The 20,162-nt window shown below is 58.1% G+C and carries 23 protein-coding genes; 14 read left to right on the plus strand and 9 right to left on the minus strand.

What is annotated here, in order from left to right:
- Nucleotides 1-226: 226 nt before the first annotated feature.
- The gene (locus tag GTU76_RS28140) at nt 227-817 is read left to right on the plus strand and encodes an NUDIX domain-containing protein (protein WP_016986922.1); all 591 of its coding nucleotides are present in this window, start codon (nt 227-229) and stop codon (nt 815-817) included.
- Between the two features lies 1 nt (nt 818).
- Here the strand turns inward: GTU76_RS28140 and GTU76_RS28145 are convergent, their stop codons facing one another.
- Nucleotides 819-1,334: a methylated-DNA--[protein]-cysteine S-methyltransferase gene (locus GTU76_RS28145; RefSeq protein WP_180700109.1), complete on the minus strand. Its 516-nt coding sequence runs from the start codon at nt 1,332-1,334 to the stop codon at nt 819-821.
- A 153-nt stretch (nt 1,335-1,487) separates the two neighbouring features.
- Between GTU76_RS28145 and ggt the strand changes: the two genes are divergently transcribed.
- From ggt to GTU76_RS28160, 3 genes are all read left to right on the plus strand, one after another.
- Nucleotides 1,488-3,215 (plus strand): gamma-glutamyltransferase, encoded by a 1,728-nt coding sequence (gene ggt, locus GTU76_RS28150; RefSeq protein WP_016986920.1) that lies wholly within the window; start codon nt 1,488-1,490, stop codon nt 3,213-3,215.
- A 67-nt stretch (nt 3,216-3,282) separates the two neighbouring features.
- On the plus strand, nt 3,283-3,816 hold the full coding sequence (locus tag GTU76_RS28155) for a cysteine hydrolase family protein (protein WP_180700110.1): 534 nt from the start codon (nt 3,283-3,285) through the stop codon (nt 3,814-3,816).
- A 166-nt stretch (nt 3,817-3,982) separates the two neighbouring features.
- Nucleotides 3,983-4,996, plus strand: a complete 1,014-nt coding sequence (locus GTU76_RS28160; RefSeq protein ID WP_180700111.1) for a lysozyme inhibitor LprI family protein — start codon at nt 3,983-3,985, stop codon at nt 4,994-4,996.
- Between the two features lie 11 nt (nt 4,997-5,007).
- Here the strand turns inward: GTU76_RS28160 and GTU76_RS28165 are convergent, their stop codons facing one another.
- The gene (locus GTU76_RS28165; RefSeq protein WP_122600594.1) at nt 5,008-5,652 is read right to left on the minus strand and encodes a TetR/AcrR family transcriptional regulator; all 645 of its coding nucleotides are present in this window, start codon (nt 5,650-5,652) and stop codon (nt 5,008-5,010) included.
- 143 nt (nt 5,653-5,795) lie between these two features.
- Between GTU76_RS28165 and GTU76_RS28170 the strand changes: the two genes are divergently transcribed.
- Together GTU76_RS28170 and GTU76_RS28175 are read left to right on the plus strand one after the other, a co-directional pair.
- Nucleotides 5,796-6,254, plus strand: a complete 459-nt coding sequence (locus tag GTU76_RS28170) for a GNAT family N-acetyltransferase (RefSeq protein ID WP_175553872.1) — start codon at nt 5,796-5,798, stop codon at nt 6,252-6,254.
- 128 nt (nt 6,255-6,382) lie between these two features.
- Complete coding sequence (locus GTU76_RS28175) at nt 6,383-7,018, plus strand: hypothetical protein (RefSeq protein ID WP_016986915.1); 636 nt, start codon at nt 6,383-6,385, stop codon at nt 7,016-7,018.
- Between the two features lie 40 nt (nt 7,019-7,058).
- Here GTU76_RS28175 and GTU76_RS28180 read toward each other — a convergent pair whose 3' ends face one another.
- Both GTU76_RS28180 and GTU76_RS28185 read right to left on the minus strand, forming a co-directional pair.
- Nucleotides 7,059-7,604, minus strand: coding sequence for a hypothetical protein (locus GTU76_RS28180; protein WP_016986914.1), 546 nt, complete (start codon nt 7,602-7,604; stop codon nt 7,059-7,061).
- 53 nt (nt 7,605-7,657) lie between these two features.
- Nucleotides 7,658-7,975 (minus strand): DUF7693 family protein, encoded by a 318-nt coding sequence (locus GTU76_RS28185; RefSeq protein WP_180700112.1) that lies wholly within the window; start codon nt 7,973-7,975, stop codon nt 7,658-7,660.
- Nucleotides 7,976-8,131: 156 nt separating this feature from the next.
- Here GTU76_RS28185 and GTU76_RS28190 point away from each other — a divergent pair, with 156 nt between their 5' ends.
- Nucleotides 8,132-9,577 carry a SulP family inorganic anion transporter gene (locus GTU76_RS28190; protein ID WP_180700113.1) on the plus strand — a complete coding sequence of 482 codons (1,446 nt, stop codon included), beginning with the start codon at nt 8,132-8,134 and terminating at the stop codon, nt 9,575-9,577.
- Between the two features lie 623 nt (nt 9,578-10,200).
- Here GTU76_RS28190 and GTU76_RS28195 read toward each other — a convergent pair.
- Nucleotides 10,201-10,713: a carboxymuconolactone decarboxylase family protein gene (locus tag GTU76_RS28195; protein WP_110719398.1), complete on the minus strand. Its 513-nt coding sequence runs from the start codon at nt 10,711-10,713 to the stop codon at nt 10,201-10,203.
- A gap of 282 nt (nt 10,714-10,995) precedes the next feature.
- Between GTU76_RS28195 and GTU76_RS28200 the strand changes: the two genes are divergently transcribed.
- Nucleotides 10,996-11,811 (plus strand): AraC family transcriptional regulator, encoded by an 816-nt coding sequence (locus tag GTU76_RS28200; protein ID WP_180700114.1) that lies wholly within the window; start codon nt 10,996-10,998, stop codon nt 11,809-11,811.
- A 3-nt stretch (nt 11,812-11,814) separates the two neighbouring features.
- Here the strand turns inward: GTU76_RS28200 and GTU76_RS28205 are convergent, their stop codons facing one another.
- On the minus strand, nt 11,815-12,708 hold the full coding sequence (locus tag GTU76_RS28205; RefSeq protein WP_180700115.1) for a DMT family transporter: 894 nt from the start codon (nt 12,706-12,708) through the stop codon (nt 11,815-11,817).
- An 89-nt stretch (nt 12,709-12,797) separates the two neighbouring features.
- On the opposite strand from GTU76_RS28205, the gene GTU76_RS28210 reads away from it, so the two are divergent.
- From GTU76_RS28210 to GTU76_RS28235, 6 genes are all read left to right on the plus strand, one after another.
- Nucleotides 12,798-14,129: an aminotransferase-like domain-containing protein gene (locus GTU76_RS28210; RefSeq protein ID WP_180700152.1), complete on the plus strand. Its 1,332-nt coding sequence runs from the start codon at nt 12,798-12,800 to the stop codon at nt 14,127-14,129.
- Between the two features lie 123 nt (nt 14,130-14,252).
- The gene (locus GTU76_RS28215; protein WP_180700116.1) at nt 14,253-14,639 is read left to right on the plus strand and encodes a c-type cytochrome; all 387 of its coding nucleotides are present in this window, start codon (nt 14,253-14,255) and stop codon (nt 14,637-14,639) included.
- A 351-nt stretch (nt 14,640-14,990) separates the two neighbouring features.
- The gene (locus GTU76_RS28220; protein ID WP_180700117.1) at nt 14,991-15,734 is read left to right on the plus strand and encodes an N-acetylmuramoyl-L-alanine amidase; all 744 of its coding nucleotides are present in this window, start codon (nt 14,991-14,993) and stop codon (nt 15,732-15,734) included.
- 39 nt (nt 15,735-15,773) lie between these two features.
- On the plus strand, nt 15,774-16,433 hold the full coding sequence (locus GTU76_RS28225; RefSeq protein ID WP_180700118.1) for a hypothetical protein: 660 nt from the start codon (nt 15,774-15,776) through the stop codon (nt 16,431-16,433).
- A 246-nt stretch (nt 16,434-16,679) separates the two neighbouring features.
- Nucleotides 16,680-16,835 carry a hypothetical protein gene (locus GTU76_RS28230; protein ID WP_157786340.1) on the plus strand — a complete coding sequence of 52 codons (156 nt, stop codon included), beginning with the start codon at nt 16,680-16,682 and terminating at the stop codon, nt 16,833-16,835.
- 112 nt (nt 16,836-16,947) lie between these two features.
- The gene (locus GTU76_RS28235) at nt 16,948-17,241 is read left to right on the plus strand and encodes a hypothetical protein (RefSeq protein ID WP_180700119.1); all 294 of its coding nucleotides are present in this window, start codon (nt 16,948-16,950) and stop codon (nt 17,239-17,241) included.
- Here the strand turns inward: GTU76_RS28235 and GTU76_RS28240 are convergent, their stop codons facing one another.
- From GTU76_RS28240 to GTU76_RS28250, 3 genes are all read right to left on the minus strand, one after another.
- On the minus strand, nt 17,242-18,885 hold the full coding sequence (locus tag GTU76_RS28240) for a sensor domain-containing diguanylate cyclase (protein ID WP_180700120.1): 1,644 nt from the start codon (nt 18,883-18,885) through the stop codon (nt 17,242-17,244).
- A 147-nt stretch (nt 18,886-19,032) separates the two neighbouring features.
- Nucleotides 19,033-19,356, minus strand: coding sequence for a hypothetical protein (locus tag GTU76_RS28245; RefSeq protein ID WP_180700121.1), 324 nt, complete (start codon nt 19,354-19,356; stop codon nt 19,033-19,035).
- 153 nt (nt 19,357-19,509) lie between these two features.
- Nucleotides 19,510-20,073, minus strand: coding sequence for a chorismate mutase (locus tag GTU76_RS28250; RefSeq protein ID WP_180700122.1), 564 nt, complete (start codon nt 20,071-20,073; stop codon nt 19,510-19,512).
- Nucleotides 20,074-20,162: the final 89 nt, after the last annotated feature.

A 20,162-nucleotide genomic window follows, 5' to 3' on the forward strand; every position in this document is an offset into this window, starting at 1 on the left:
TCAGGGCCAGCAGCCGATCGGTTGGAAGCATTCGCAGTCTCTCGCGCACATCAAAAAGGTGCGGGGACTTTGCGGGGGATCAAACAGGAAAGAAGTCGGGCGAGTAGGCGACATCTGTAGGATGTTTCGACATGGTTTGTAGGGCGGTATAGGGTTTCGTTTTTTCGTTCACAAAAAAGGGCTTTTACCTACCCAGGTGCCTTCAATGACAAAAGGATCAAGTGTCATGTCAAACACAGCCGAGCGGGTCAACATCGTCGACACTCAGGTGTTGTCCCATGACTGGTATCTGCTGAAGAAAATCACCTTCGACTATCACCGCAACAATGGCGAGTGGCAGCGTCAGACCCGTGAGGTTTACGACCGCGGCAATGGCGCTGCGATTCTGTTGTTCAACCGCGAGCAGCGCACGGTGGTGCTGACCCGGCAGTTCCGCTTGCCGGTGTTCGTCAATGGTCATGATGGTTTGCTGATCGAGGTGGCGGCCGGATTACTCGAGGGCGCTGCGCCGGAGCAGCGGATTCGCGATGAAGCGGAGGAAGAAACCGGTTATCGCGTGCACGATGTGAAAAAGGTATTCGAGGCTTACATGAGCCCCGGCTCGGTGACTGAGAAGCTGCACTTTTTCATTGCCGAATACGATGCGGCGTCGAAAGTCAGCGATGGTGGTGGTCTGGAAGAGGAGACCGAAGAACTGGAAGTTCTGGAGTGGCGATTCGACGAAGCGTTGGCAGCGTTTCAGCGCGGTGAGATCTGCGACGCCAAGACCATCATGCTGTTGCAGTATGCGGCGATGAATAACCTGTTCGGCGCTTGATTCAGAACAGCTCGCCGGTTTTGCCAATTTGCGACCACTGCCCACCCTCCAGGGTCAGCAAGCGCTCTTTCGCCTCGAGCCCGCCGGCAAATCCGGTCAGCTTTCCCGACGCGCCGATCACCCGATGACATGGCGCGACAATGGAGATCGGATTGCGTCCGTTCGCAGCGCCCACGGCCCGCACGGCGCCGGGATTGCCGATCTGTTCGGCAATCTGGCTGTAGGTCCGCGTCTCGCCGAATGGAATGGTCAGCAGCGCCGCCCAGACCTTTTTCTGAAAGTCGGTGCCAGCGAAATCCAGTTCCAGATCAAAACAGTCACGCGTCCCGGAAAAATATTCTTCAAGTTGTCGAGCCGTTCGAATCAGCACCGGATTGTCGGGGGCCTCACTCATCGGCCCGAGGCGCACGCGGTTCGGTTTGTCGTTTTCCCAGAGGATGGCCGCCAATCGTGAACCGTTCGCGACCAGCTTCAGCTCGCCGACGGGCGAGGGCAGGGTGATGAACGTATAAGGCATGACGGCAGGCTCCTGATCCACTCGGCAACTGCGCTCAGCATACTGCCTGATCGGGGAGGCGCAATACGCAAAGCCGACCATACTGCTTGGTGCTCTTGCAGCGTTCCCCCTCTGTTCTGCACAGACCCTGAAAACAAAAAAAGAGATCGACTCATGAAGTACGAACCTTTGGCCAAATCGCTGATAGCGACCTCACTGGCACTCAGCTGTCTCATGGCTCACGCGGCGTCGGTAGCGCCGATTGCCGCCGAAAACGGCATGGTGGTCACCGCGCAACACCTGGCCACCCATGTGGGTGTCGACGTATTGAAAAGTGGCGGCAACGCCGTCGATGCGGCGGTCGCCGTGGGTTACGCACTGGCGGTGGTTTATCCCGCTGCAGGTAACCTTGGCGGTGGCGGTTTCATGACTATTCAACTGGCGGACGGGCGCAAAACCTTCCTCGATTTCCGCGAAAAAGCGCCGCTGGCGGCCACCGCCAACATGTACCTCGACAAGGAAGGCAACGTCATTCCCGAACTGAGTACACGCGGCCATTTGGCGGTGGGCGTGCCCGGCACGGTGTCGGGCATGGAACTGGCGCTGAGCAAATACGGGACTAAACCGCGCAAGGAGATGATTGCCCCGGCGATCAAACTGGCGGAAGACGGCTTTGCGCTGGAGCAGGGTGATGTCGAGTTGCTGGAGTACGCCACCGACGTGTTCAAGAAGGACATGCGCGATTCCGGCTCAATCTTCCTGCACAACGGCGAGCCGATGCAGGTCGGGCAGAAACTGGTGCAGAAGGACCTCGGCAAAACCCTGCGGACCATTTCCGAAAAAGGCGCGGACGGCTTCTATAAAGGCTGGGTCGCCGACGCCATCGTCACCTCCAGTCAGGCCAACAAAGGCATCATCACCCAGGCCGACCTCGACAAATACAAGACCCGCGAACTGGCACCGGTAGAGTGCGATTACCGGGGTTACCACGTGGTCTCGGCGCCACCGCCAAGCTCCGGCGGCGTGGTGATCTGCCAGATCATGAACATCCTGGAAGGCTATCCGATGAAGGATCTGGGCTTCCATTCGGCCCAGGGCATGCACTACCAGATCGAAGCGATGCGCCACGCCTATGTCGATCGCAACAGCTATCTCGGTGATCCGGACTTCGTCAAAAATCCGATCGAGCACCTGCTGGACAAGAACTACGCGACCAAACTGCGCGACGCCATCCAGCCGCAAAAGGCTGGCGTGTCGGCTGAGCTCAAGCCCGGTGTGGCGCCCCATGAAGGCAGCAACACCACCCACTATTCGATCGTCGACAAGTGGGGCAATGCGGTGTCGGTCACTTACACCCTCAACGACTGGTTCGGCGCGGGCGTGATGGCGAGCAAGACCGGGGTGATCCTCAACGACGAAATGGACGACTTCACCTCCAAGGTCGGCGTGCCGAACATGTACGGGCTGGTGCAGGGCGAAGCTAACGCGATTGCGCCGGGCAAGGCACCGTTGTCGTCGATGAGTCCGACCATCGTCACCAAGGACGGCAAAGTGGTAATGGTGGTCGGCACCCCGGGCGGCAGCCGCATCATCACGGCGACCTTGCTGACCATGCTCAACGTTATCGACTACGGCATGGGCTTGCAGGAAGCGGTCGACGCGCCGCGTTTCCACCAGCAATGGATGCCGGAAGAAACCAACCTCGAAGACTTCGCCGCCAGCCCAGACACGAAGAAAATTCTCGAGAGCTGGGGGCACAAGTTCGCCGGGCCGCAGGACGCCAACCACATCGCCGCTATTCTGGTCGGTGCGCCGTCGCTGGGCGGTAAGCCTGTCGGCAAAAACCGCTTCTACGGCGCTAACGATCCACGCCGCAACACGGGCTTGTCACTGGGTTACTGAGGGGCGTAAAAAAGGGGGCGGGCTTACGTCCGCCCCTGTCTCAAGGACTGATCAAGGAAGGCTCATCATGACCACCGCATTACTGATCATCGACGTCCAGCGCGCCCTCTGCTCGGGCGAATATCAGTGTCATGACATTCATCACGTGATCGAAACCATCAACGGTTTAAGCGCCCGTGCGCGCAAGGCTGGCGTGCCGGTGGTGCTGATCCAGCATGAAGAAAAGGACAGCCCGTTGGCCCATGACGCCGAAGGCTGGCAACTGGCCGAAGGGCTTGAGACATCGCTTGAGGATTTGCGCGTACGCAAGACCACACCGGATTCGTTCTACCAGACTGATTTGCGCAAATTGTTGCCGAGCGAAGACTTCGAACGACTGGTCATCTGCGGTCTGCAAACCGATTACTGCGTCAACGCCACCGTGCGCCAGGCCCACCAACTGGGTTATGACGTGGTGCTTGCCGCCGATGCGCATTCCACTGTCGACAACGGCAACATGAGTGCCGAAGACATCATCGCCGAGCACAACAAGGATCTGGCGCACCTGACTGGCTCTGTGGCGCGCATCGACGTCAAACCCGCCGCCGACATCACGTTCTGACAACCCACACAAAACCTGTAGGAGTGAGCCTGCTCGCGATAGCAGTGTGTCAGTTGACGCAGCATCGTCTGACTGGACGCTATCGCGAGCAGGCTCACTCCTACAGTGGGGATTTCCGGCAGCAGCACTGGCATACTGCGCGCCATCCGAAGAATGGAATCTCTCGATGTTCGCGCTCTCCCTACGCCAAGCCTTGTTGCTGACGTCCCTTGCGTTCGCCGCTGTTACCCAAGCCAGCAGTTTCGATTGCGCCAGCGCTGCCAGCAAAACTGAAAGAGCCATTTGCGCAGATCCGTATCTTTCGCAGCTTGATGAGCAGCTTGCAGAGCGTTGGCGCTCGACCCTCGCCAACGTTCCCGATCCCAAGGCTCTCAAGACCGATCAACGGCAATGGCTGAAAAGTCGTAATGCCTGTGGCGCCCTCACGGCCTGTTTGCGCCGCCAGTATTTGATGCGTCAAGCCGAACTGGAACACGCCACTCAGCCCTTCAGTTGGGACGCGACCTGGCAGCTCATTCCGCCGAATACGTCAACGGCGGCAACGTTGACAACCCATCGTCGCGATGCGGCGCACCTCACTTTTGATATTGCAGCGGGCGAGGGTGCCAATTCGGGAAATCTCGAGGGTGTCGCCGTATTTGAAGGCAAAGAAGCGCATTACGCCGAAGGTGAGTGCGCGTTGACGTTCACCCCCATCAATGGCGTTCTGAATATCTCGCAAGTCGGCGCAGATGCCGATTGCGGTGGAGGAATGGGCGTGTATTACGCCGGCACTTATGTCGCCTCGGAACAACCACTGACGCTTGATTACGACATGCTCAGCCTTGGCTTGGCGCGAACGCCTGAGGAAAACCAGGCCCTGCATGGATTGCTCAAGGACGATTATGAAAGACTCGTCGAGGTTTCGGGCACCTTGCAAATCGGTGATCCCTCAGCCGACGTGCCGGGCAGTCAGGTGGTAGAAATGTGGATGCGTGGCCTGGGGGGCACCGGCATCATCATGAGCACAACCGACCAGCGTTTCTGGATCATCCTGCTGACCTACGATGAGCAAGGTCATCAGCGGGCGCGCTATTACACCAACGCGGTGAAATGGAAAGGGCATCTGCCCGATGTTTTGCAAGCCTGGTACCAACGCACAAATGGAAATCGCTCGATCCCACTGGATTCCATGCCCTGATTCCAAACGTCTCACGTCGCAAACAAAACCCCACGAATCTCGCCCACCCGCGGCGCTACGACCACGCCCTCCAGCACCATCCGCGTAATCGTCTGCGCCGCCGTTTGATAATCCTCATCCTGCGGCACTTCGCGCCCCATGATCCGGCCCATCTGCCAGCCGATATTGGTGTAAGTGCGCGTCGCCGACCAGATGAACAGCATCAAATGTTCAGGATCCACCGGCGCCAGCAAACCGCGCTCGATCCAGCTGCGCAGGCATTCAACATTGCGCCGTGCTTCGGCCTGCAACAGATCGCGGCACTCGTCCGGCAACTGTCGACCGCCGAGCAGCAACTCGCCACTGAACACCTTGGCAATCGCCGGATGCTCGCGAGCAATACGAATCCGCGCGGCCACGTAGGCGCGCAAACCCGTCAGCGGATCATCACTTTCACGCAGTACTGCCGAGGCTTCCAGCAGCGGCTCGACAAAACCCAGCAGCACTTTGCCGTAGAGGTTTTCCTTGGTCTGGAAGTAGTAATACAGATTGGCCTTGGGCACCCCGGCACGCGCCGCGATGTCGCGGGTCTGGGTGGCGTCGAAGCCATTGGCAGCGAACTCTTCGCTGGCGGCGGCGAGGATCAACTGCTCGTTGCGTACGCGGATGGCGCTCATGGAAACACGGCTTTGCTGGACGGCATGGATAGGTTCTGGCGATTTTGGTTTCGCAATATACAAAACTATATAGCGATGAAGCCAGCACACTCGAAGGGCAACGCTATGCTGTTTCGATCACTTCAGTGAAACGGAGCACAGACATGGCAATTCATGCACTGCGGGCGAACACGACGCATCTGGATGCGCTGGCACCGTTGTTCGATGCCTACCGAGGTTTCTACGAGCAACCTTCGAACCTTGAGCAATCGCGAGCTTTCATCGCCGAGCGTATGGCCGGCAATGAGTCAGCGATTTTTCTGGTTCAGGATGCAGAGGGCGAAGCGCTGGGTTTCGTGCAGTTGTATCCGACGTTCTCGTCCATCGATGCGCACCGCACCTGGCTGCTCAGCGATCTGTTCACCACGCCCGCCGCACGTGGGCGCGGGGTGGGTCGATTGCTGATGAACACGGCGCGTGACTTTGCCTTGGCGAGCGGCGCCAAGGGGCTGGTGCTGGAAACCGCCACTGACAACTTCACGGCGCAAGGCTTGTATGAATCCCTCGGCTACGTGCGTGACAGCGGTTATTACACCTACAACCTTGACTTGCGGCAGGGCTGAGCAAATTTTTTTGCTGATTTCCTGAATTCAGACTTTCGCCCGACCGCCGCTCTCTCTAGAATCCGCCCGGCCTTCACAGTGAAGGCGCAATGCCATCATTTGGATGTGTACACATAGGGACGGACATCATGCAATTCGGGAAAATTCTGGCGCTGGGGTTGGTACTCGCGCTGGGTGGTTGTGCCAGTTTCACTAAAGACGAAGTGGCACCGGTGACCATGCCGTCGATGGCCAACTATGCCAACAAGCCAAACGTCTACGTCGATTTCGATTTCTACCAAGGTGAGCCGAAAAGTGGTTCCGCCGTGGAAGTGCCGCAGGCACGTGATCAACTGAAACCACAGCTGCAAAAAATCCTCACTGACTCGGGCCTGTTCGGCCGTGTCACTCTGGACGAGTTCCAGAAGCAGCCGGGCGACTACAGCCTGCGTCTGAAAATGTACAACCATCCGCCGAATGCAGGTTCCATGGTGCTGGCCTTCATCAGCGGCTTCAGCATGATGGTGATCCCGGCCTATGGCACGGATCAGTACACCTTGAGCCTGGAAGGCATGGATGGCCAGGGTCAGGCCCTGACCACCGCGAGCAATCACGATGCGATCGGTACCTGGATCGGTATCTGGTTCATCCCACTGATGGCCAACACGCCAAAAGAAGCGGTGAATGACACGTTTACCCGTCAGGTCAACGCGCTGCTCAAGCAAATGGTTGATAGCAAGAACCTGAAGTACTCGGCACTCGAAACCCGCATTCCACGGGCCTGAAGCCAAAAAAGAGCCGCAATTGCGGCTCTTTTTTTTGCCCTTACTTCAGGGCCTGAATGAACTGTGGATCGCTGTACAGTTCTTTCAGCAAGTCACGCAACATCGGGTTGTAAGCGTTGACCGCGTTCGGGATCGCAATGAAACCGAAGAAGCTGCTGCTCCACTGGCTGCTGACATTCTTGGTCGCGTCGTACACCACATCGTTGCCGTTGAGCAGGGTGAAACGAGCAGCCAGTTTGCCGTCGCCCGTGCCCATGCCGGCGGACAGTTCGTTTTTCACCACCAGCACTTTCAACTGACGCTGAGCCTGTGGATCAAGCAGGCCGGCCTTGCGCAGCTCTTCGGTGATCGCATCCTGAATGTGCGCCGGGATGCTGCCGGACGGCGAGCGTACCGGGTTGGCGCGGACCACCAGCGAACCTTCACCGGATTCGGCGGTGACCTGAGGATTGCTGATCGCATGCAGCGGCGGGGTTTGCTTGAGCTTCTGCACGTTCTCAAAGCTCGGCTCGTAGCGGGTCATGGTCATGCCACAGCCTTGCAGCAGCACGGCCAGCATCGGGATCAACAACAGCGACTTCTTCACGGCAGTTCCTTGCGTGGGAATAGAGGAGGGCGCGAATTATGGGCAGAGTGCCATCATTGAGCAACCTCGTTCGTTTGCGCGTTGAGCAATCGCTCGATCTGCGCCAATTCCCAAGTACTGAGCAAGCTCACCGGATCGGTGCCGTAACGCTGCCAGCTCTCCAGCGCACCTTGTTGCCCCGCGCCATTGCGGGCCGATTCACAGTGGTGTAACCGGCTACCTTCAAAATCCAGCAGCAACTGCCAGCCCTCGATATCGACCGCGACCCGTCCCGCCTCGTCAGGCATCTCGCAGACTTTTAAAGCGAGCACACCCAGCGCCGCTTCACGCAAACGCTGGCACACCTCGCGGGCGCTTAGAAATGCAGACATAGCAAACTCAATGACCAGAGGAGCGCGCCAGCATAAAGCCCGAGCCGACAAGTGTCAGCGTTCACTGGCCCGATCCGCGACAATTCCGTAACATCCGCAACCCTCTTTTTCTCGAACACTTGCAGCCGCGCTCAGTGGCTGCTCGATAGGTAAGCCATGAAACCGATTCGTCTGCGCGCCGATGTCCTGGCCGGACTCACCACCTCGTTTGCCCTGTTGCCCGAATGCATTGCGTTCGCGCTGGTGGCGCACCTCAATCCGCTGATGGGCCTGTATGGCGCCTTCATCATTTGCACGCTGACGGCGTTGTTCGGCGGGCGGCCGGGCATGGTCTCCGGCGCGGCGGGTTCGATGGCTGTGGTCATCGTTGCACTGGTGGTGCAACACGGCGTGCAGTATTTGCTGGCGACGGTATTGCTCGGTGGCTTGATCATGATGGCGTTCGGCTTGCTGCGTCTGGGAAAACTGGTGCGCATGGTGCCGCACTCGGTGATGCTCGGCTTCGTCAATGGCTTGGCAATCATCATTGCGCTGGCGCAACTGGAGCACTTCAAGAGCGGTGAAGACTGGCTCAGCGGTACGCCGCTGTACCTGATGACCGGGTTGGTGGCGCTGACCATGGCCATCGTCTACATCCTGCCGCGCCTGACCCGCGCGGTGCCGCCGGCACTGGTGGCGATCCTCGGCGTCGGCCTGCTGGTCTATCTGTTCGACCTGCCGACCCGCACCCTCGGCGACATGGCGCACATTGCCGGTGGCTTGCCGACTTTCGCTTTGCCGGACATCCCGTGGAGTTTTGAAACCCTGCGCATCATCGCGCCTTACGCGATTCTGATGGCGCTGGTCGGTCTGCTGGAAACCCTGCTGACTCTCAACCTCACCGATGAAATCACTGAAACCCGTGGCTATCCGGATCGTGAGTGCGTGGCGCTCGGTGCGGCGAATATGGTCTCGGGTGCGTTCGGCGGTATGGGCGGGTGCGCGATGATCGGCCAGACGGTGATCAACCTCAGTTCCGGTGGGCGTGGGCGTTTGTCTGGCGTGGTCGCTGGCGTGCTGATTCTGTTGTTTATCCTGTTCCTGTCGCCGCTGATCGAGCGTATTCCGCTGGCGGCGCTGGTTGGCGTGATGTTCGTGGTGTCGCAGCAGACTTTTGCCTGGGCGTCGTTGCGTGTGGTGAACAAAGTGCCGCTTAACGATGTGCTGGTGATCATTGCTGTGACTACTATCACCGTGTTTACTGATCTGGCCACTGCGGTGTTGTGCGGCATCATTATCGCTGCGCTTAACTTTGCCTGGCAGCAGGCGCGTGAGTTGTACGCCGATGAGCATCTGGAGGCTGACGGCAGTAAGCTTTATCGTCTGCATGGCACTTTGTTTTTTGCCTCGACTGCGCCGTTTCTCAATCAGTTCGACCCGGCTAATGATCCGGCTCGGGTGACTTTGGATTGTCGGCATATGAGTTTTGTCGATTATTCGGCGATTGCGGCGTTGAAGACTTTGCGCGAGCGCTATGCCAAGGCGGGGAAGCATTTGCAGGTGTTTCATTTGTCTGAGCGGTGCAAGAAATTGCTGAAGCGGGCGGGGGAGGAGGATCACTGATTATCTGGCTGACCGGGTACATATCCGTTGCTGCGGGTGTTGCTGATTAGGGTTCCGCCCTTACGGCGGGTCACTTTTTCCAGACGCCGAAAAAGTAACCAAAAAGGCTTGCTCCTGCGTGCGGCCCGCTCGCTGGGGCTCGGGGTTCCTTCGCTCCGGGATCCCTCCGGGCGCATCGCCTACGGTTTGCTTCGCTGCACCTCCTCTCGATGCATTTGGCTGCGCCAAACGGTCGCTGCGCTCCCACCCCCGGATGAATCCCTCCACTCAGCCTTCCGACGTCGCCCGTGGATCAAGATCAAGAGCGGCAGCCGAGCTAACGCTCATCCTGTTGAGTGGGGCGGCTTTGCCGCTTGGGTTGTACGCACGTTAAAACTGTGTGCGAGCCTGCTCGCGAAGGCGGCCTGCCAGCCGACCAATTTATTGCTGATGTACCCGATCCAACTGTGGGAGCGAGCCTGCTCGCGAAGGCGGCCTGCCAGCCGACCAATTTATTGCTGATGTACCCGATCCAACTGTAGGAGTGAGCCTGCTCGCGATAGCGGTGTGTCACTCAAAGATGCTTTGAATGACACACCGCCATCGCGAGCAGGTCAGCTCCAACAGCTTTTGTGTGGCCGGATTCAGATGGCCGGAAAGTCGATATCGGTCAGCGCCGCGTTGTTCAGGTAGTTGGTCAGGCTCTGCACGGCCACCAGTGCAATCACTTCAATGATCTTCACGTCGTCGATCCCGGCAGTGCGGGCGGCGGCGATCTGTTCGTCACTCAAGTGGCCACGGCTTTCAGTCAACTGGCGGGCGAGGGTGGCGTAGGCGTTGAGTTCGCCCTGACGTGCGGCGACGATGTCCTGCGCCGAGAGCCCCGCCTTGCCGGCAAACAAGGTGTGTGCCGCCAGGCAATAGTCGCAACCGTTGACCTGTGAGGTGGCGAGGTACACCGCTTCTTTTTCCTGGGCGCTCAGCGAGGTCTTGCCGAGGATCGCCGAGGCTTGCACGTAAGTTTCGAGGGCTACCGGCGCTTTGGCCAGGGTGGTGAAGACATTGGGCAGGAAACCGATTTTCTTTTTCACGCCTTCCAGTACTGGGCGGCTGGCGTCGGTGGCGGTTTCGAGGCTGATTGCGTGGATGCGGCTCATGGTGATTCTCCGAGAGTCCGGTACGAAGTGCGCCGGGGATGGAGTTCATGTTATTGAGTGAGGCTGGTGGATTGGCGGCAAATCGTCGAGGATATGCGGCAGATCGTCCAGATCAGGTGTTCGCTGACAGATTTGTGGTGACTGGACGGGCGTCTTCGCGAGCAAGCTCACTCCCACAGGGGAATGGATTTCAAATGTGGGAGCGAGCTTGCTCGCGAAGGTCGCGGCGCAGTCTCAGCGCTGAAAAGAATACGAGCCTCCCGATAACTATTGGAGCCGTCCATGGATCGCCTGTCTACCTTGCTCAGCCATTTCGGCGTGACTGCCGGCACTTTTCACAGTGGTACGTTTTGCGGCGTCGCGGTTCATGAAAACGAACCGGTCGGCCATGTGCATCTGTTGCAGGCCGGCGAGTTGCTGCTCAAGCCGGGCAGCGAACGTGAGATCCGCCTCAGTGAACCGTCGCTGATTTTCTTCCCGCGACCTTTCGCCCATCGCATGTTCGCCGACGAGGTGATGGACACCCAAGTGGTCTGCGCCACGCTGACGTTTGACGGCGGTTCCGGCAATGCACTGGCGGCGGCCCTGCCGGATTATCTGGTGCTGAAACTGACGGACATCCCGGAACTGGGCAACACCGTCGAATGGCTGTTCAAGGAAGCGTTCGAAGGGCATTGCGGGCGGGTGGCGGTGATGGATCGCCTGTTCGAACTGCTGGTGATTCTGCTGTTGCGGCATTTGATCAGCAGTCGCGAGCAGCAACCGGGGATGATCGCCGGGCTGGCTGATCCACGTCTGTCGCGCGCCTTGAACCTGATGCACGAGCAACCGCAAAAGCCATGGAGCGTGGCGGATCTGGCCTCGGTCGCCAACCTGTCCCGCGCCGGATTTGCCGAGCAGTTTCGCCGGATCGTCGGGCAGACGCCGGCCGATTATCTGCTGAGCTGGCGCGTCAGTCTGGCGCAGAAGCGCTTGCGCGAAGGCAAGCCGATTGCGCTGATTGCCGAGGAGGTCGGTTACGAAAGTCCTTCGGCGCTGGCCCGGGCGTTCCGGCGCAAGACCGGGCTCAGTCCTCGGGAGTGGAAGGCGGGAGCCTGAGGTTCATTTGGCGAATTTCTTCGCCCCGGTCACACACAGAATCACGCCCAACGTCACGGCGAGCATGCCGAGGCTGACCTGTTCATGCAGCAGCGTCGCCGCCAGCGCCAGGCCGAAAAACGGCTGCAGTAATTGCAACTGACCGACCGCCGCAATTCCGCCCTGAGCCAGGCCGCGATACCAGAACACAAAACCGATCAGCATGCTGAACAGCGACACATAGCCCAGACACAACCACGCCGACAGGCTGATCGTGTTGAACGATGTGGGCGCCAGCCACAGACTCAGAATCGTCATCAGCGGCAGCGACAGCAGCAGAGCCCAGCAAATCACCTGCCAGCCGCCGAGGGTTCGCGACAGCTTCGCGCCTTCGGCATAACCGAGGCCGCAAGCGAGAATGGCAGCGAGCATCAACAGGTCACCGGTGGGCGAAGCGCTCAGGCCTTGCGCAAGCGCGAAGCCGACCACCAGCGCGCTGCCGAGAATCGAGAACATCCAGAACACCGGTCGCGGCCGCTCACCGCCGCGCAGCACGGCAAAAATTGCCGTGGCCAGTGGCAGCAAGCCGACAAACACAATCGAATGCGCCGACGTCACGTGTTGCAGCGCCAGTGCGGTCAACAAAGGAAAACCGAGCACCACGCCCATCGCGACAATCAACAGCGACAGCCATTGATCACGCGCCGGCCGCCGCTCGCGAAACAGCCACAGCAGTGTCACCGCCAACACTCCGGCGATGGCGGCGCGGACCACGGTGAGAAACACCGGATCGAACTCCAGCACCGCCAGACGCGTGGCCGGCAGCGAACCGCTGAAGATCACTACGCCGATAAAACCATTGATCCAGCCACTGGTTTTTTCCAGGGCTGGCGTCGTCAGATTCGAAGTCCTTTCCATCGCCGTTCACGCTCAGAAGTGGGTTGCGTTGCGGTCATGCTAGAGCCGAGAATCAGCACAATCAAAGAATTGTCATGGATACATCAGGCATGCCACGTTCGCGCTACAAGACACTGGTTGACGCCTTTGCGGCGGACATTCGCTCGGGCATGTTGCCGCCAGGTACACGGTTGCCGCCCCATCGGCAATTGGCGGCTCAGGAAGGGTTGGCGCTGGTCACGGCTTCGCGCGTGTACGCGGAGCTGGAAGCGATGGGGCTGATCAGCGGCGAGACCGGGCGCGGCACGTTTGTCCGCGAAACCTCGTTGTCGCCGGGGCAGGGCATCGATCAGAAACAAGTGGCGGTCGGCATGATCGACCTCAATTTCAATTACCCGTCGTTGCCCGGTCAGGCGGATTTGTTGCGCAGCGCGTTGCGCCAATTGGCGTTGTCGGGCGACCTGGAAGCGTTGTTGCGTTATCAGCCGCATGCCGGCCGTGCGCATGAACGCGCGTCGGTCGCTAGGCATCTGCTGATGCGCGGGGTGAAGGTCGAGGCCGAGCAAGTACTGATCGTCAACGGCGCCCAACAAGGGCTGGCAGTGACGCTGATGGCGCTGCTCAAACCTGGTGATGTGATTGCCGCCGATGCGCTGACCTATTCCGGGTTCAAGGTGCTGGCAGAAGCGCTGCATCTGGAGGTCGTAGCCATTCCGCTCGGTGCTCAGGGGCCGGATCTCGCAGCGCTGGACAAACTCTGCCGCCGCCGCTCGGTGCGTGCCGTGTACAGCATGCCGACCTTGCACAATCCACTGGGTTGGGTGATGCCCTTGGCGCAACGGGAGCAGTTGGTGGCGATTGCCCGTCGGCATGATCTGACGATCATCGAAGACGCTGCCTACGCGTTTCTGGTGGAAAACCCACCCCCGGCGTTGATCGATCTGGCGCCGGAGCGCACGGTGTACGTCTCGGGCCTGTCGAAAAACATCGCCACTGGCCTGCGCGTCGGTTTCATTGCCGCCCCGACCGACGTGGTGCCAGCACTGGAACGCATCATCCGCGCCACGACCTGGAACACGCCGGGCGTCATGACCGCCATCGCTTGCGGCTGGCTCGACGACGGCACGGTGGCGCTGCTGGAGGAGCAGAAACGCATTGATGCCAAGGCGCGGCAGGCATTGGCGAGCGAAGTATTGAAAGGGCTGCCAAGCATTGGCCATCCGGCGTCGTATTTTCTCTGGCTACCGCTGCCGGAAGATGTACGCGCCGATCAGATTGTTGTAGAGCTGATGCACAAGCAGGTTTCGGTCACCACGGCTGAACCGTTTTCGGTGGCAAGCCATACACCGCACGCGATTCGACTGGCGTTGGGCTCGGTTGAGATGGACGTGTTGCGTCAGGCGTTGATGACCGTCAGAAAGATCATCGCGGCTTACCTGTAGACTCCCCCCTCGGCTGTGCCGCAGCTCTGAGGAGGGGCCTGCTGCGCTGGCCAGCGGGAGCAAGCTCCCTCGCCACAAAGTGCTAATCTTGCGCCGCCGTTTTATGCAGAGCCGGACATCCAGATGAAAAACACCGTATCACTCGCCCTGGCCTTGAGCCTCACCGCAAGCCTGTTCACCACTGCCGCTAATGCCGCAGGCGATCCCGACGCCGGCGCGAAAATTTTCCCGCGCCTGTGTGGCGGCTGCCATCAGGTCGGCGAATCGGCCCGTCCGGGATTCGGCCCACAGCTCAACGGCATCATCGGCCGTCCGGCTGGTACGTCGGCCAACTACGTGTATTCCGAGGCGATGAAGAACTCGGGGGTGACGTGGAATCGCGAGATGCTGATCGCCTATCTGAAGGATCCGAAAGGTGTAGTGCCCGGTACGCGGATGATCTTCTGGGGGCTAAGTGATGAGGAGAAACTTGATAATTTGCTGGCGTACTTGCAAACGTTTTCCGGTTAGATAAGGACCTTGTTGTTGAAGGGCAGAGGCGAGGAAGTGTTGTGCTGTTAAAAGCCTGAAACTTGGTTGTAATGGTTTTCTGCGGCTTGAAGCAGGCGGCGATAAAGATTATTCAAAACTGATCTCAATGAGTGCGACGCTGTTTTTTGGATGACCTACAATTGCGTCGAGAGAAGTTAAGTTCGTTGTCTGATCTGTCTTTCTCCCCCTTTCTGTAACGTTAATGAATCAAAAGTGTATCAGAGTAGATACAGGTTGATGTTTTTAGCGATGTAGATGTACATAAGTTCTGTTTGGTTTTTGCGTTGGCGCCTTCAGCGGCAGTTCAATCAATTAGCAGGATATTTAGCGATGACTACGGCAAAAGACTGGAATGTGCTCGTTCCCGAGAAAAATCGCTTGGTGACGCCGAATAAAAACGAACGGAAGTCATCTGCGGGGCTGCCTACTCATATCGTCATTCATGTCACTGGCACGAACAATCTTTCATCGGTCACGAAAACATTTCTCGATGATCATTCTGTGAGTGCTCATTACCTCGTTACCAAAGAAGGAGTGCTCTATCAGTTCGCCCCTGATGGGTATCGAGCTTGGCATGCAGGTATTGATTCAGGCGCACGGTCTCTTTACAACCAAGGTGCTCAGCACTGGATGAAGTATCTGAAGTTCTTCAAGTGGTACAAGGGTTATCCGAAGGATGCAGTCTACGTTGACGTCGACCTTAACCCTGTCTGGGACGAAACAGAGGCTGCCTTCGTTCGTCGAGCAGACGGCCAGATCTGGTCCGAATACGATTACTTCGTGAATCGTTGGCCGGGGGAGAATCAGCCGGTCAATTTTGCACAGGATCCAGATCCCAACAATTACTCCATTGGTATCGAAACACTGGGGTTTGGAGCAAAAAGCGCTGATCCCGCAGTCTACACAGACGCCATGTATCAGTCTCTTGCGCAACTGGTCAGTGACTTGTCAAAAAAATACGAGATCCCTATGGAAAAAGGTCGAGTGGTAGGGCATGAAGATGTCAATCCAATAGGCCGTTTTGGTTGGGACCCAGCACCGGGCTTCGATTGGAGTACTGTGCGTAAATCCTAGTCATTAGAGTATTTCCACGTCTGTAAGGAGTAATGTCACATGTTTCTGGAAAAGAACTGGGCATTGATCGCCGGATTGTGCTCAGGAGTTGCCACATTGTTGTTCCTCATGGCATTGATCATCATGACGATGATTGTTGCTCCTGTACCCGACAGCAGCAGGATTATTGTTGTAACAGTCATTGCGTTGGGAATGGCGCTGGCCAATGCATTCATCGGCGGCAATGCAGCGGCAACAGGACGACTTCCATTGGTTTTCGAAAAGTACTCTCTTGAGTTTAGTGCGGTTGGAGGTGTCGCGACGTTTTTGATTGTTTTTATTGTAGGTTCGATCTTTTATGTGTCTGGGGCGGATCAAGTTGTCAGGCCCTGGGATAAAAAATTATCTACGTTGAAAAGTGCAGGTGTTCGTATTTCAAATGTGGATGACTCTATGACTGTTCGGGTTAACGGCCAACCGGTCGTTGAAGCCTTCTATGGGAAAGCGCCAGCGGAAGTCGATGTGCTGAAGTTGCTGAGGAGAGGTGTGAATGATATCGAGGTAGAGATAAAAAATAATCAGTTTGGTGGCTGTTCGGGAAATTTGAAACTGATTGTGAATGGTGAGGAAGATCAACGGTTCCATTGGTCCTGGAAAAACAATTTTGCCGAATCTAACAGCGTATGTTTTGCTGAAAAAGAGACGCTGACGATTTCTTAGTGTGTTTGATTTTTCCCACCTTGAGGCAGACTCAGCAATTGTTGGTCAGTGCAATCACCTGAGTACTTCAGTTCAAATCAACGGTTCGCCCAAGGCCTTCATCAATACCCACGCTCGATCATGCAATTGCCAGGTGTTTTTCGAACATGAGTGTCGGGTCGGTGTCAGCGCCACGCCTTGTTCGCGATTCAAGTATTGCGATGGTCGGGCGATATGCCGGACACCCATTCCCTGATTGAAAATGACATGAAAAAACTGTTCGGCGTTATGGCTGACCTCGTTTTCAACACCATCGCCTATACACCGGAGCAATACGCAACGGATCCCGAGGCGTTGCGCAAGGCATTCAGTCATGTGTCTGATCTGGTGGTCAATAAGCTGGTCGAACACTTGAAGCAGTAATCTGCACAAGGCAATGCTGCTCGTGGAACGCTGCATCCAGTCACAGGTCGATAGGGTACTTATGCGTTATTTACCTATTGCCCGGCGTCCCGTCGCACTCAAGGAACCCACCATGAAATCTTTGTTATTGGCAGCGCCGCTGTTGTTTGTCACCGGCCTGGCCCACGCTGGCATCCCCCTGCTCAACGCCATGTGCCCGGGCAAGATCGAAGTGCATGCCGATGAGGGCGGGCCGATCTACATCAATGGCAAGGAAGGCAAGTTGAAGAGATACAACGACAATTACTTCGAGGCCAAAGGCGCGGGCGTGACCATTTCTCTGAGCATCAATCCTGATGGTTCACCGGCGGTTTCATACACCGGAAAGAACAGGGCCAACGGGATTTGTGAACTGAAGAAAGCCTGATCACACCACCTGATTACGGCCCGCAGCTTTGGCTTGATAGAGCTGCTGATCGGCGCGTTTGATCAGCGCGTTGTGGCTGTTATCGGCCGGGTCCGCCAGGCCGATGCCGATGCTCACCGTCACATTTCCGATCGCAGGGAAATCGGCTTCGTCTATCGCCGCGCGAATCTTCTCGGCGACAACTTCCGGGGTGTCGGGTTGGGCTATTTCCGGCAACAGCACCGCGAATTCTTCGCCGCCATATCGGGCGACGAAATCAGTGGTACGCAGGCTGCTCTGAATCAACTGCGCCAACTGTTGCAGCACCTCATCGCCCACCGCGTGACCGTGGGTGTCATTGATGCGCTTGAAGTGATCGGCATCGATCAGCAGCAGCGAAAACGGGCGTCCGGTGCGGCGGAACAGCAGTGTGTACTCGGTGAGTTTCTCGTCGAATCGGCGACGGTTGTACACGCCGGTCAAGCCATCGTGAGTCGCCAGGCTCAGCAGTTCGGCATTGGCCTGCGTCAGCGCTGCGGTGCGTTGCGCGACGGTTGCCTCCAGCGAGGCATTGGCTTCTTGCAGTTCGCGCTCTTTGCCGAGCAGTGATTGCGTCATTGCATCGATGGACTGGCCGAGCTGGGCGATTTCCAGCACCGGGTGTTGCAGCTGGAATTGCGCACCGGGCTCGTTGTTCTGCACCTGCCGGGCGGAAAGTGCGAGCTGTTCGATCGGGCGGCTCAGGTACAGCGCCAGGTAATAGGCCACCAGCCCGAACAGCACCGCTGCGACCACACCCAGGATCAGCAATTTGTACATCAGCAGGCGCGCCGGTTGCAGCGCGGTTTCCAATGGCTGGCGCACGGCAATCGACCACGACAGCGCCGTACTCGATGGCGTCGGTACGCTGACCATGCTGGTGAGAAAGCCGTTACCCGCCGTCCAGTTCTGCAATTTCGAGTCAGTCGCCGCCAGTTGCTGGCCCATCAGTGCTTCGGGATAGAGAATCTTGCCATCGTGATCGACGATCAACGCTTCGATATCCGGCATTGAGTTTTTATGCGCAAACGCCGCCGACTCAACAATGCGCGTCACCCAACTCCAATGTGCGTGGGCGCCCAGTACCCCAATCACCTGACCGTCGGCGTTATGGATCGGCGCGGCGAAATCGATGAAACGCAGCGGCTCATCGTTCGGCAGCCCCGGCAGCATTTTCGCCAGCAGCACCGCCTCATGGGGATCGCCGGTGTACTCCCCGCGCAACCCGGCCTGGAACCATGGCCGTTGTTGCACCGATTGGCCGACCAGCAAGCCGTTCACCGCCTGATGCACCTTGCCCTCGGCATCGGTGACGCCCATCCACGCATATTCGGCGCGGGCCTGGGTACGCAGTTGCATCGATTTCAGAATCGCCGGGTTATCCAGGTCGCCACGCTCCAGATGCGGTGCGCGGCTGAGCAGATACACCTCCAACTGGCGTTCGCGCAGTTGTTCACCCAGCAACGATGCGGCCGAGCGCGCGGTGTTGAGCAACGCATTGCCGCTGGCCTGCTTCATTTGTTCCGTGGCGATATGGCCGACATAGAAGCCCACGCTGAGCAGCGTCAGCAGGGACAAACCGGCAAACCAAAGGGTGAGGTGGCTACGCAGACTGGCTTTGAGCATGGGCAGGCGAGGTCTGTTTTGGAGTTGTGGCCGCATGGTATGCGCAATGAGCGGTGGGTGGCCAGTCGGGGAATGGATGGTTGCGGGCAGGAAAAAGCCCGGCTGATCAGGCCGGGCTTTTCAGGGGATTGCAGTGAAGCCAGTGACTTATGCGACGCGGCGTTCGAGCAGACGATCAGAACCACCTTCAGCAACACGGCGTTCGATCAGACGATCAGAACCACCTTCAGCAACGCGGCGTTCGATCAGACGATCAGAACCACCTTCAGCAACACGGCGTTCGATCAGACGATCAGAACCACCTTCGGCAACGCGGCGTTCGATCAGACGATCAGAACCACCCTCAGCAACACGACTTTCAATCAACTTGTCCGAGCCGCCTTCAGCGACCTGGGTATGTGCCGGGGTGGCGGCAAAAGCGTTAATGGCGAAAACCGAAAAAGCGATGCTGAGAAGGGTTTGGCGTTTCATGATCGTGTGCTCCAAGGGGTAGTTGTTTGTCTGGAGCCGATGTTACGCCGTGGATTTTTTATGAGAACTTCATTGACGTGATGGTGAACATCGACCGCAATGATGGTTCAGCAATCCCTGGAGCTGCCGCAGGCTGCGATCCTTTGATCTTTCTCAGCGCGACTTCGCCGCCCGAACACACAGCTCACCGGTCGCCCGCGTCAAAGCCAACTCATGCAGCGCATCGTGGGTCAGGCCGCTGCGCGCCTTGGCCAGCCACGCCGGGCAATTCGCGTCATGGCGATAGGGCGCGAACTCGGCGTATTGCTGCAGCAGACGGGTTTGCAGTTCATCCAGACGCGGGCGGATCTGTTTACCGAGGTCGGGGCGCGGGGTGTCCGGCGCGGCACCGGCCGCCTGCCATTGTGCGAGCAACCCGTACTGCACCAATTTGTTCGCCTCCATTTGCGCGGCAATCAGTTGCGCCACCTCTTCCGGGTCGAGCTGGCGCTCGGCGGCCAGCGTGCGGGCATTGGCGATGACCTGCGCCTCACGCGGGCTGTCCTGAATCGGCTTGCCGCTGTCCCATTTGGTCAGCGCGACGAGGTCGCCGATGTTCAGGCGTTCGTTCAGCGTTTCCAGCAACGGTTTCAAGGTTTCGGCGGGCGCGGCGGCGTGAGCAGTGGTGGCGAGCAGAGCGAGGAGGGTGCCGGTCAACAGATTGGCAAAGTGCGGCATGAACAGAGCCTCAATGGGAAAAATGGGAGTGGGCAGTTGTTTACCACAGCTCTGAACCGACACCTACAGATCCGTGCCAATTACACAGG

Source organism: Pseudomonas crudilactis, from assembly GCF_013433315.1.
GTDB lineage: Bacteria > Pseudomonadota > Gammaproteobacteria > Pseudomonadales > Pseudomonadaceae > Aquipseudomonas > Aquipseudomonas crudilactis.